Raw genomic sequence first — 12,106 nt, 5'->3', positions numbered from 1 at the left:
CTTCGCAATCTGCGCGATCGTAACGCCGGGTTCACGGTTCATGGCGACGCGCACGACGTCATCACGGAACTCCTGCGGATACCTGGTTGCCATAGTGATCCTCCTTCCAGGCCAGCCGAAACTAGCCATGTCGAATGTCACCAACTCGTGCAACAGACCCGGGGCCGCGGAACTGGGACTACCGGTACTGCTGGCTCCGCGACGCGACCCTCGCCCTGCAGGCCCTCATCACCGCGGGGTACACGGACGAGGCGCGCGCGTGGCGCGACTGGCTGCTCAGGGCCGTCGCGGGGGATCCCGCGGAGCTCAAGATCATGTACGGCCTCGACGGGAGGCGACGGCTCCCCGAGGAGACCCTCGACTGGCTGGCCGGCTTCGAGGGGGCCGCGCCGGTCCGAATAGGCAACGCGGCGGCCGACCAGTTGCAGCTCGACGTGTGGGGCGAGCTGCTCGACGGCCTCGCCCTGACCAGGGAGACGATCGGTCCGGGAAGAGACGCGTGGGCGGTGCAGCGGGCGCTGCTGGATCACCTGCGCGAGATCTGGGAGCGGCCCGATAACGGCCTGTGGGAGATGCGCGGCCCACGCCGCCACTTCACCCACTCCAAGCTGATGTGCTGGGTCGCGGTGGATCGAATGATCAAGAGCGCCAGGCAGCACGGACTGCCCGGGAACGTCCGCGCGTGGGAGCGGTTGCGCGCCCGCATCCGCAGGGACATCCTGGACAACGGATACGACGCCTCCATGAACTCGTTCGTGCAGTCCTACGGATCCCGGCATCTGGACGCGTCACTGCTGATGATCCCGCGCGTGGGCTTCCTGCCGCCGGACGATCCGCGGGTCATCGGCACGATCGAGGCCATCCAGCGGGATCTCACGGAGGACGGGTTCGTGCTGCGGTATCGCCCGGAGCACAGCGACGACGGGCTGCCCGGCACCGAGGGCGTCTTCCTGGCCTGCTCATTCTGGCTGGTCGACGCACTGATCGGGGCCGGGCGCCGAGAGGAGGCCGAAGAACTGTTCACGCGCCTGCTCTCCCTGCGCAACGATGTCGGTCTGCTGAGCGAGGAGTGGGATGTTCGCGGATCCCGGCAGCTCGGCAACATGCCGCAGGCCTTCAGCCACCTCGCGCTGGTGCGCACCGCCTACCACTTCCTATCCGGCGGTTCGCCGACCACCGAGGACCGCATCCCCGTCGATACCCGGAACGAGCCGACCGATGAATGAAACACGCAGCCGGATCCGGGGATCCGGCTGCGAACGGGCGCAGTTCCGATCTCCCACCCCTGCCTAGCAGGGAGGCTCGCCGACCGTGATCCAGTCGTAACCGTCGGCGCTCTCCCACTCCGGACCGGGCGCGAAGACCATGCCCGAAGTCGGGTGCACAACGCTGTTCACCGTGATCATGATGTCCTCCTTCCCGATCGTCCTCGACCGGGGCACGATGCCCGGAACGAGGGCGGTGATCATCCTGGTGCGCGATGCAACGCCGGATCCCCGATCGTTATTCCCTGCTCCCGGCTACCATCGAGCCATGACCTTCTTCGCGACACTGGCCTCTCCCGTGGGCGTCATCGGAGTGGTCAGCACCGGCACCGCGGTCACCGGCGTGGGGTGGCGGATGCAACCGCCTTCGGACGCGTCCGAGACCGGCGGCGCGCACGCCGATCCGCTGCTCGGTGAAGCGCTCGCGCAGCTGCGGGCGTACTTCGCGGGGCGGCTGACCGAGTTCGACCTCCCGTTCGACCTCGGCCCCCAGTCGGCTTCGGCCGCCGCGGTGCTCGCCGCCCTGCACGAGACGGTGCGCTTCGGCGAGACCGTCACCTACGGCGAACTCGCCGCGCGCAGCGGCAGCGGAGTGCCGGCCCGCGGCATCGGCTCCATCATGGGCGCCAACCCGATCCCGATCCTCGTGCCCTGCCACCGCGTCGTGGCCGGCGACGGGCTCGGCGGGTACTCCGGGGGCGACCCCGGAGAGGGATTGATCACCAAGCGATGGCTGCTCGAGCACGAGGGCGCGCTGCCGACAGCCCTGTTCTGAGCACGGCCGCAGATCCCGCCGGCGCCTCCACCGAACCCGCGAGCCGCGGCCGCGGATCCGCGGGCCGACGCACGCGTGCGCTCGGGATCCGAACCCGCTCACACGCCGCGCAGGTAGTCGGCGAGATCCCGCACCTCGAAGTTCGCGCGCCTCTCGAGCGCCGTGAGGGCCTGCATGCCCGGCGTATCGTGTCCGCGCACGAAGCGCCAGTCGCCGATGAGGTAGAGCTTGCGCTTCGCTCGCGTCATCGCGACGTTCAGCAGCTTCGCGGCCGAGACTGCGCGTTTCGGCCCCCGGAGATCGGCCGCCGCCACCCAGCGCGGGCGGTCGTCCTGCATGAGATCGAAGATCACGGTGTCGAATTCGCGCCCCTGGAAGCGGTGCGAGGTGCCCGCCTCGAAATCGAGACCCCGCGCGCGGAACCCCCGCTGCACCGCGGTCGCCTGGGGCGCGTAGGGGGTGACGTAGCCGACCGATCCCGAACCTCCCGATCCCGCACCGATCGATCTTGCGCCGATGCCCGCCGCGAGAGCAACCGCGGCCTCCGCGGTGCGCTCGCACCGCCAGCTGCCGCTCATGCGCGAGAACTCGCGCCCGGCGAGCGCGGAGGTATCGAGGAAGGTGATCACCGGATCGCCGCTCTCGTCCTCACCCTGGTGGCTCTCGAGCAGTCCGTCGTAGCAGAACTCGTTGACGGTGTCGGCGATGATCGGCGGGTAGCGGTACTGGCGCGAGATGGCCACGCAGCGGGGGTGCCGCTCGGCGCTCGCCCGGTCGGTGATGCCGGCGAGAGCGAAGACGTCGTGGGTGCGCCAGCGCACGAGTTCGAGCTGATCCTCGTCCTCGCCGTCGTCTGCCTCGGCCTCGGCGATCGGCGCGTTCTGCAGGAAGTCGCCCACGATCGCGAGTGTCGTGTCGGCCTTCGCCGCCGCGTAGACGACGGCCGCGGCCTCCGCGCTGGCCGCCTCGTCGATGATCACGACATCGAAGCGGCGCTGCAGCAGCGCCGGGTTGAAGCTCAGCGAGGTGAGCGTGGTGGCGATCACCGGAGCGGTGGCCAGTAGATCCTGCTTCTTCTGCTCGAACTCGTCGGCGAGGCGCTTCTTCCGGTTCTCGAGCTCCTTCCGCTCCTCGTCCAGCTCGGTGACGCGATCCAGCAGCGCGTCGAACACCCCCACGAGATCCCAGCGCCCGTTCTCGCGCAGTTCGAGATAGGCGTCGTCGCTCCATCCGTCGGCTTCCACGGTGCTGCGCAGTTCGGCGCCGCGCTCGCGCAGGGGCCGGGTCCGTTCCTGTTCGCTCCGTCGCCGCGCCCGTAGCTTCTCAGCCTCCCTGAGGAGCTCGTCGCGCCGTCGCGCCTGCTGCTCGAGGAATGCGCGGCGCGGCTCGCGCTCTCGAAGGTCGTCGGCGATGCTCTGCAGGGCGGTGTCGGCCCGCCGCAGTGCGTCGCGGGCCTGCTGGTCCTGAGCCAGCATCTCGGAGACCGCTCCGGCCGCTTCGAGGCTCGCGAGCCTGTGCCGGCGGGCCACCCACGGGAGAAGTCGGGCCGCGGCCGACTCCAGCCGCAGCTCTGCGGCCTGCTGACAGGCATGAGCGGCGTCGATCTCGTGCGCCAGGCGCGTCAGGTCACCGGTGTCCGACTCGCGCTGCGCAGCCCAGCGGGAGCGGGCCTCGAGCAGCCCCTCGTACTCGGCGCGCGCCGCCGCGATCTCGTCGTCGAGCCCGGCGAACGCCGCGGCCCCGCTCGCGCGCTTCGCGATCTCCTGCTCGAGTCGCTCGCACGATTCCTCGAGCTCTCCGAGCAGCGCCAGGGTCGCGGCGAGTTCGTCGCGCAGCGGCTCCGTCCGCCGAGCCCGCCGCACCGCCTCGATATCGACCTCGAGGCGGATCAGCTCGTCATGGACGTCCTGCTCCCGGCCGCGGTCGGGGTGCTCGCTGTTGCTCCGCAGCTGCTCGTCGATCTCCTTCAAGCGCTCGTCGTGTCGCGTCAGCACCGCGGCGGCCTTCTCGAGGAGCAGAGACTCGTGGTCGCGCACGGAGCCCAGCACCCTGTCGAGATCCTTCGGGCTGTGCCGGATCACGCGGCCGGGCTCCACCATGCCGAGGCCGTATGCGGTGTCGTCCTCGACGAGGCTCTTGAGCACGTTGTCGACCGAGACGTTCGTGTGCGACGTGACGAGCACGGACTGCCCGGCGGCGAGCGCCCGATGCACTGCGCTCGTGATGACCGTGGTCTTGCCGGTGCCCGGCGGCCCCCAGACGAAGAACCCGCCCGGCGCGGTCATCGCGGCCAGGGCGCGCTGCTGGCCGGGGTTGAGCGCGCGGTCGGACGGCAGGTGGCCGGGGCTCCACGGCGTCAGAGGAGCGGCGCGGCCCGACCAGAGATCGAGAGCGCGCGGGCCGCGATCCATCCCCGCGATCGCGTCTCGCCACTGCTGCGCGAAGGCGACGTCGCTGCGCTCGACGCGGAACGCGCGCACCCTCACCGCATCGGCGAGCGCCTCCTGCGCCTCGGGCGGGATCGTGAGCCGCAGCAGCCCGTTCCGCGAGTGATAGGCGCGGTACTCGACCCTGTGCCGGTTCTCGACGCGGCTCGGGTCGAGGGTGTCGTCGACCAGGTAGAAGTGCGACTCCTTCCAGAAGACCCCGCGCGGCGTTCCCACGACGATGGCGAGCTCCGTGGTCGACGGCTCCCAGACGACAGGTTGAGCGGGCAGCTCGACGCCGCGGCTCGCGCTGATCACCTGCGCCAGCTTCGCCTCGGCCGCGGCCAGCGTCTTCGCGTGCAGCTCGCCCCACTCGAGCGGCTGCTGCCGGTCCGTCGAGCCATCTGCAGTCACACTCCGACCCTACTGCTCGTCCGGAGAAATGCCACGGACGTCCGTCCGCTTACCACAACGGCCGGTCTCGCGCGCCCCCTTGGCAGCGCCTTCCCGGCCCTGCCAATCTGATGCCACACCGAGTGCCGCCCGTCCGGGCGGCCGCCCGAGAAAGGACCACCGATGAGCAGCATCCTGCGCGACGACACCCTCTCGCTCCTCACCCGCGGCTACGGTTTCGGGGCGCGCATCTGGGAGCGCGTGCGGAGCGGCGCGCGATCCGCCCCGCTGCGACTGCTCGGCAGGGAGGCGATGCTGGTGCGCGGCGACGAGGGGGTCGCGCTGTTCTACGACGAGGACCGCATCGCCCGCCACGGAGCCATGCCCGCCTTCGTGCAGGAGACCCTGTTCGGGCACGGTTCGGTGCACAGCCTCGACGGAGCCGAGCACCGCCACCGCAAGGCGACCTTCGTCGATGTCGCCTACGAGGACGAGCAGGTCGGGAAGCTGAAACCGCTGCTCGATGAGCAGTGGCAGGCGGAGGTCGCGGACTGGGCCGCCGGAAGCGACCGATCCGCCTACGACGCCGCGGTCGGCGTGCTGGGACGTTCGGGCATGCAGTGGGCCGGTCTGCCGGGCACTGCCGCCGCGCAGACCCGATGGGCTGCCCGGCTCGCCCAGATCGTCGACGGATTCGGCGCACCCTACTCGCCGTCGTTCGTGCTCGCGGTCGCGAATCGCGCCTGGTCGGATCGCCACGCGCGTCGGCTCATCGAGGCCGTGCGCTCGGGCCGCCTGGACGCCGCCGAGGGTACGGCCCTCCACGCGTGGGCGTGGCACCGAGATGAGAACGGCGACCTGCTGCCGGCCGAGCTCGCGGGCGTCGAGCTGCAGAATTGCATTCGGCCGCTGATCGCGGTGGCGCGCTTCGTGGCCTTCGCCGCGAAGGAACTGCACGACCGGCCCGAATGGCGCGCCCGCATCGCCGCCGAGACGGCCGACCGGGGCACCTTCATCGACGGCCCGCTCGCGGTGGCCTTCGCCCAGGAGATCCGCCGCACCGCACCTTTCGTGCCCGTTCTGCCCGCGTGGGCGCTCGTGGACATCGAGCTCGACGGTCAGCGGCTGTCCGCGGGCGGCCGGATCGTGCTCGACGTGCTGGGCACCGATCTCGACGCGCGATCGTGGGATCGGCCCGCCCGCTTCGATCCCGAGCGCTTCGCGGGGGTCGAGGATTACGAGGCGCTGACCGCGTTCGTGCCGCAGGGCGGCGGGTCGGTCGCGGGCGGGCACCGGTGCCCCGGCGAGAAGCTCGCGATCGCGAGCCTCGCCGCCGCGGTCGCGGCGCTGAGCGACGAGCGGGTGCGGATCCTGGGTCACGGCCTCGAGGTGAACCGCCGCAGGCTGCCGACCAAGCCCGCGTCGGGCGGGCGGATCGCCGCTGCGTCGGGCACGGGGCGATGCCCGTTCCACTGAGGGCCGGATCGGGACCCCTCCCCGATCCGGTCAGGCAGAACCACACGCAGGAGACGACATGCGAAGCTCGCACACTGAGAACACACCCGGCGCTCCCATGCGCGGTCCGTACAATCACGGCGTGAACGAACTGCAGACCGCTGCGAACGCGCCGGATCCCGCGCTCCAGCCCGAGACGATGCAGCACCGCCCCGGCCTCGCCCGCGCGCTCGACCGTGCGCTCGCGGTGCAGCGCCCGGCCGTGCTCGCCCACATTCGCAGCGTGCGGCTGCGCCACCCGGACGCGAGTCCCGAGCAGGTGATCCGCATGCTCGAGCGCCGCTACCTGCTCGCGATCACGGGCGGGGGAGCGGCCGTGGGCGCGACCGCGGTGATCCCCGGTATCAGCACGCCCGTCACGCTCGCGCTGTCGGGGGTCGAGACCGCGGGCTTCCTCGAGAGCACGGCCCTCTTCGCGCAGTCGGTGGCGGAGGTGCACGGCATCCCGGTCGAGGATCCGGACCGCGCCCGCATGCTCGTGATGACGCTCATGCTCGGCCAGGAGGCGGGCGAGCTGCTGGGGCAGCTCACGAAGCAGGTCGCGGGCAGGGGAATCGGGCGATCCGCGTTCTGGGGCGAGACGGTCACGAAGTCGCTGCCCCGCGGTGCGGTGAGGCCGGTGCTCGACAAGCTGCAACGCTCGTTCGTCAGGCACTTCGCGAAGATCGGCGGCGGTTCGGTAGTGGGCAAGGCGCTGCCGTTCGGGATCGGCGCCGCCGTCGGCGGCGCGGGCAACCACATTCTCGGGCGTCGTGTGGTCGCCGCGTCTCGCCGCGCGTTCGGCCCCGCCCCTCTCGGCTTCGCACCCGAGCTCGCGCCGCGCGAGGGTGCGGAGAAGCTCGAGCGCCGCATGCTGCGCGGTGCGCGCACGGCGGGCGGTTCGATCGCGGCGGGCGCCGGCGCGGTCGGGCGCACGGTGAAGCGGGCCGCGGGTTCGGTGCGTCGTGGGTCGCGGCGCGAGCGCGTGGGCGGCGAACTGGAGGAGTGACGGGCGTGACGGGTGCGGAGTGTGCGCGGGGTGCGGATCGCCGGATCGGCTTCGCCCGCTGGCGCAGCGACGTCGCCAGCGGGGGCAACCGCTACGACGACGAGGTCTCGGCCGCGCTGCGCACCCTCGGATTCGATGTGCACGAGTACCCGGTGACGGGGCAGTGGCCGGTGCCCGATCCCCGTCACCGACGAGCATTCGCGTCGCTGCTGCGAGCCGAGCGGTGCTGGCTGATCGAGAACATCGTGGGTTCCGCGGCGCCCGAGGCGATCGCGGAGGCGACCCGGGCGGGCCGCAAGGTGGTGATGCTGATGCACTACTTCCCCTCCGACGACTCCGCGCTGCCGCCGGGCGAGCGGGCCGCGCTCGCCGCATCGGAGGCTGAGGCGGTACGGGCGGCGAGCACGGTCGTGGCGACGAGCGCCTGGACCGCGCGGGAGATCGCGGCGCGCTACGGCCGCACCGACGCGCTGGTCGCGGTCCCCGGAGTGACGCGGGCGGAGCCGGCGCGCGGCTCTGAGCGCGCCGGGGGCGCGCCCGCGCTGCTCTGGCTGGGGCGGCTCACGGAGACGAAGGATCCGCTCACCCTCGTCGACGCGCTCGCCGGCGTGAGGGAGCTGCCGTGGTCGGCGAGCCTGGTGGGGCCCGACACGGTGGATCCGGATCTCCGTCGCGAGCTGCTGCGCCGCATCGAGCGCGCGGACCTGGGCGGCAGGATCGAGATCACGGGCCCGCGCACGGGAGCCGAGCTCGAGGAGACCTGGGCGCGCACCGACCTGCTCGTGCACACCGCGCGCGCCGAGGCGTACGGCATGGTCGTCAGCGAGGCGCTGGCGCGCGGCATCCCCTCGATCGTGCCGCTCGGGACCGGGGCCGTCGAGGCGCAGCAGGGCGCGGGAGCGCAGTTCGCGCCAGGCGACGTCGAGCAGCTGACGGGCCGGCTGCGGAGCTGGCTGGGCGATCCCGAACTCCGCGAGCGTTGGCGCGCTCGCGCGGCCGAACTGCGACCGCGCCTGCCCACCTGGGAGGCCGCAGCGGGGGCCATCGCCGAGGGGTTCACCGGGAAGGGCTCGAGCCCCGCAGGGTGATCCGCTCGTCATTCTGCGCGAAGCCGAAGAGTCGAGTCTGCCCCGTCAGTCTGCCCCGTCATCCTGCCGGCGGAATGCCGCGTCCTACCAGCCCATCTGCTCGGGCGCTACGCGGCGCAGCACGCGCGCCTCGACGAACTCCACCAGCGCGTACGCGACGAGCGAGATCAGCGTGACCACCACCACGGTCGACCAGAGCGAGGTGTACCGGCTCGTCGCCGCGTCGACCGCCATCATGTTGCCGAGGCCCGTGCCAGTGGCGAGCCACTCCGCCACGGTCGCCGCGAGGATCGCCGTCGGCGCGGCGATCCTCGCGGCCGAGAAGAAGGCGGGCGCCATCGCGGGCAGGCGACCGAGCAGCAGCACGCGCGGCGAGGGCGTCGCGTACGTCGCGAACACGTCGATCACCTGCCCCGGCAGCTGCCTGAGCCCGTAGAGGCAGGACACGAGCGTGGGGAAGAACGTCATGATCGCCACCACCACGGCCGTGCCGAACGGGCCGCGCCCGAGAGCGGCGACGAGCAGGGGCGCGATCGCGATGATCGGCACGCAGCGCAGGGCGACCGCGACCGGGGTGAGCGCCCGGCTCACGCGTGCCGACAGTGAGAACGCGACCGCGAGCAGCAGCCCCAGCAGCAGACCCGCGAAGTATCCGGGGATCGCGACCGCCACGGTCTCGCCCGTCGCGGCGAGCAGCTCGACGCGGTGCTCCCCGGCGTCGCTGGAGGCCACGAGCCACTCCCACACGTCCCACGGACGCTTCGCGAAGTAGGGATCGAGCCCCAGCACCTCGAAGAGCACGATCCAGGCGACGAGCACGAGCGCGGCCGTCACCGCCGTGCCCGCGATCGCCCGGCCCCAGCGCGCGAGCGGCGACCTTCGCGGACCCGAGCGCGGAGGCGTGAGCAGCACGGTGGGCCGCTCGGGTGTGACGCGACGGGCGATCGCCGAGACGATCCCGTACCCGATCAGCGAGACCGCCGCGCTGAGCAGCATGAGCGCCCAGAGCCCGTCGGTGTCGAGGCTGCGCAGGGCGAGGATCGACAGCACTCCGAGCCCCCGCTCTGCCCCCGTTAACTCGCCGACCAGCGCGCCGAGGAAGGCCGCCGGCACCGATGCTTGCAGACCGGCCATCAGGTAGGGCAGGGCCGCGCGCGCCCGCACGGTGACGAGGGCGGTCCACCGGCCGCGGCCGTACGAGGCGGTCAGGTCGAGCCACGAGCGAGGCACGGCCCGCAGCCCGACGAGCAGCGGCACGAGCGTCAGATAGTAGACGGCCAGCGCGGCCAGGGTGATCTGCGGCCCGTCGCCGAACCCGTACACGAGTCGCAGCAGCGGTCCGAGCGCCACAAGGGGCAGGCAGTATACGACGAGGGCGAATCGCAGCACGACGCGTTCGAGACCGGGCAGCAGCACCACGAGCAGCGCCAGCAGCACAGCCGCGAGGTTGCCGAACAGATAGCCGGCCGCGGCCTCTCGAACGGTGAACAGCAGCCCGCGTCCGTAGACCTCGGCGTTCTCGACGAGCTTCAGCACGATACCCGAGGGCGACCCGATGAGGTGCCGCCCCGAGAGCAGCGTGCGACCGAGCAGTTCCCACAGGCCGACCACGGCGGCCCACGCGAGCACGGTGCGCGCGACCGCAGCCCCGCGCGACCCGGCCCTCGTCGCGCGGCGGGCGCGCGATGCGATCGCCGGAGCCGTCTCGTGCTCCTCCTCGCGCGCGGTCGGGGGACTGCTCAGCACCATCGTTCAGCCCGGCGCGGTCGCGGTCTCGTCGACGCCGAGCAGCGCGCCGATCTGCTCCACGAGCTCGGCGAACCGGGCTCCGCGCAGATGCTCGTGGCTGCGCGGCCGCTCGAGATCCACCGGGATATCGGCGACGATCGAGCCCGGTCGGGGCGACATCACCAGCACCCGATCGGCGAGCAGCACCGCCTCGGAGATCGAGTGGGTCACGAGCAGCGTGGTGGTCTGGGTGCCCGACCAGAGCGGCGGCAACTCGATGTTGAGGCGCCTCCTGGTGAGCTCGTCGACCGCCCCGAACGGCTCGTCGAGCAGCAGCAGCCGCGGTTCGGTGATGAGGCAGCGCGCGATGGCCGCGCGCTGCCTCATGCCGCCCGAGAGCTCGGCGGGGCGGGCCCGCTCGAACCCCTCGAGTCCGACCAGGCGCAGCAGCTCCGCGATGCGGTCCCGGTCGACGGGCCGGCGCGCGAGCCGCTGGGCGAGGGCCACGTTGGCGGCGGTCGTGCGCCACGGCAGCAGCGACGCGTCCTGGAAGGCGACCGCCAGTTCGCCGCGGCCGCGCAGATCCTCGGGTGCGTCGTCGTCGATCCGCACCTCGCCTCCGGCGTCGGGGTGCTCCAGACCGGCGATGATCCGCAGCAGCGTCGACTTGCCGCATCCCGACGGGCCGACGAGGGCCGTCACCGATCCCGCATCGAGCGTCAGGTCGATCGGTTCGAGCGCCGCGAGCGTTTCGCCCGCCCCGCGTGCGCTGCCCGAGCCGCCGGCAGGGAACGTCTTGGCGACCGCCGAGCACACGACCCTCGGGGCGGGCCGGGCGTGCGGAGCGGCATGCTGCTCGCCCGGGGCGGCTCGACCGCGCGCAGCCGTGCTCACGCGGTGGGACCGTTCTCGTAGACCTCGTCGAGGACGGAGTGATCCCACAGCTCCTCAGTCGCCCCCTCGATGCCGAGCAGCTCGAACAGCTGCAGATTCTGCTCGACCTGCTCTTCGGTGAACCAGCCGAAGCCGAACTCGTCCGTCGCCTCCGAGAACATGATGTCGAGCTGCACCTCGGCCTGCTTCTGCTGCGTGGCGAGGTCGAGCCCGGCATCGGGGTACAGCTCGACCACGAGGTCGGCGGCGGCACCCGGGTTCTCCCGGTAGAGCTGCCACCCCTGGGCGTCGCCGCGCAAGAGGCGCACGATCTGATCCCGCTTCTGCTCGTCCTCGAGGCTCGATCGCAGCACCGTGCAGGTCTGACTCATCGGGTTGTAGCCGAAGTCCGCGAGCAGCATCGAGTGCGCTTCGACACCCTGCACCGCGAGCGCGACGGGCAGGTCGTTGTAGAAGCAGTAGAGGCCGTCGACCTGCCCGGCCGTGAGCACCGCCGGATCGTACTGGCTGGGCACGAATTCGACCTGCTCCTGCTCGAGGTCGTTGAGCGCGAGGAAAGCCTCGAGCGCCGGGGTGTCGGTGCCGGCCACCCCGATCTTCTTGCCCACGAGGTCGCCCGGCTGCTGCAGCGGAGCATCCGCGAGCGAGAGGATCGTGCCCGGGCTCTTCTGATACTGGGCGCCGATGATCACGAGGTCGGCACCCTCCGCATTGGATCGAGCCACGCCGTCCGCCGACGAGATGTTCATGAGCGCCTGCCCGCTCACCGTGGTAGTGTCGCCTGCCACATTGGGCCCGCCGGGGGCGAGCCGCACGTTCAGACCCAGATCCTCGAACAGCCCGCGATCCTGCGCCAGATAGGTGCCGCCGAACTGCACCGAGTGCGTCCACGACAGCTGGTAGGTGATATCGCCGCCGGCTCCGCCGCCTCCCGCTCCCGAGGTCGCGCCGCGGGCGCAGCCGACGAGGCCTCCGAGAGCGAGAGCGCCGGCGCCCCCGAGCAGCGCACGACGGGTGAGAGCTGGCGCAGACAT

General features: G+C 71.9%; 8 protein-coding genes and 1 pseudogene. 5 read left to right on the top strand and 4 right to left on the bottom strand.

Translation table 11 applies throughout. The features are described from left to right. Positions 1-161: 161 nt before the first annotated feature. Both AC0KXF_RS10070 and AC0KXF_RS10065 read left to right on the top strand, forming a co-directional pair. A pseudogene (locus tag AC0KXF_RS10070) lies at positions 162-1,226 on the top strand (glycoside hydrolase family 15 protein); the annotation flags it as partial. 307 nt (positions 1,227-1,533) lie between these two features. Beyond that, the gene (locus AC0KXF_RS10065) at positions 1,534-2,040 is read left to right on the top strand and encodes a methylated-DNA--[protein]-cysteine S-methyltransferase (RefSeq protein ID WP_473109048.1); all 507 of its coding nucleotides are present in this window, start codon (positions 1,534-1,536) and stop codon (positions 2,038-2,040) included. A gap of 98 nt (positions 2,041-2,138) precedes the next feature. Here the strand turns inward: AC0KXF_RS10065 and AC0KXF_RS10060 are convergent, their stop codons facing one another. Continuing rightward, on the bottom strand, positions 2,139-4,880 hold the full coding sequence (locus AC0KXF_RS10060) for an AAA domain-containing protein (RefSeq protein WP_473109047.1): 2,742 nt from the start codon (positions 4,878-4,880) through the stop codon (positions 2,139-2,141). Positions 4,881-5,042: 162 nt separating this feature from the next. Here AC0KXF_RS10060 and AC0KXF_RS10055 point away from each other — a divergent pair, with 162 nt between their 5' ends. The 3 genes from AC0KXF_RS10055 to AC0KXF_RS10045 all read left to right on the top strand — a co-directional run bounded on the left by AC0KXF_RS10055 (position 5,043) and on the right by AC0KXF_RS10045 (position 8,450). Further along, entirely contained in the window at positions 5,043-6,335 is a 1,293-nt protein-coding gene (locus tag AC0KXF_RS10055; protein WP_473109046.1) for a cytochrome P450, read from the top strand. Positions 6,336-6,432: 97 nt separating this feature from the next. Next, entirely contained in the window at positions 6,433-7,362 is a 930-nt protein-coding gene (locus AC0KXF_RS10050) for a hypothetical protein (protein WP_473109054.1), read from the top strand. Positions 7,363-7,367: 5 nt separating this feature from the next. Next, positions 7,368-8,450 carry a glycosyltransferase family 4 protein gene (locus AC0KXF_RS10045; protein WP_473109045.1) on the top strand — a complete coding sequence of 361 codons (1,083 nt, stop codon included), beginning with the start codon at positions 7,368-7,370 and terminating at the stop codon, positions 8,448-8,450. Positions 8,451-8,534: 84 nt separating this feature from the next. Here AC0KXF_RS10045 and AC0KXF_RS10040 read toward each other — a convergent pair whose 3' ends face one another. From AC0KXF_RS10040 to AC0KXF_RS10030, 3 genes are read right to left on the bottom strand one after another with little or no spacing between them, the layout of a single operon-like run. Further along, positions 8,535-10,199, bottom strand: coding sequence for an ABC transporter permease (locus tag AC0KXF_RS10040; protein WP_473109044.1), 1,665 nt, complete (start codon positions 10,197-10,199; stop codon positions 8,535-8,537). Between the two features lie 3 nt (positions 10,200-10,202). Continuing rightward, positions 10,203-11,072 carry an ABC transporter ATP-binding protein gene (locus tag AC0KXF_RS10035; RefSeq protein WP_473109043.1) on the bottom strand — a complete coding sequence of 290 codons (870 nt, stop codon included), beginning with the start codon at positions 11,070-11,072 and terminating at the stop codon, positions 10,203-10,205. After that, a complete protein-coding gene (locus AC0KXF_RS10030) occupies positions 11,069-12,106 on the bottom strand; it encodes an ABC transporter substrate-binding protein (RefSeq protein ID WP_473109042.1) in 1,038 nt (345 codons plus the stop codon). The genes AC0KXF_RS10035 and AC0KXF_RS10030 overlap by 4 nt, the downstream gene beginning before the upstream one ends.

The organism is Leucobacter holotrichiae (genome assembly GCF_055791005.1).
This window is presented reverse-complemented; position numbering and strand designations above follow the sequence as displayed.

Bases quoted from the DNA above. Each gene is read 5' to 3' on its own strand.
- AC0KXF_RS10055 (WP_473109046.1), top strand. From the start codon at position 5,043: ATGAGCAGCATCCTGCGCGACGACACCCTCTCGCTCCTCACCCGCGGC.
- AC0KXF_RS10050 (WP_473109054.1), top strand. From the start codon at position 6,433: ATGCGCGGTCCGTACAATCACGGCGTGAACGAACTGCAGACCGCTGCG.
- AC0KXF_RS10030 (WP_473109042.1), bottom strand. From the start codon at position 12,106: ATGTCTGCGCCAGCTCTCACCCGTCGTGCGCTGCTCGGGGGCGCCGGC.
- AC0KXF_RS10065 (WP_473109048.1), top strand. From the start codon at position 1,534: ATGACCTTCTTCGCGACACTGGCCTCTCCCGTGGGCGTCATCGGAGTG.
- AC0KXF_RS10040 (WP_473109044.1), bottom strand. From the start codon at position 10,199: ATGGTGCTGAGCAGTCCCCCGACCGCGCGCGAGGAGGAGCACGAGACG.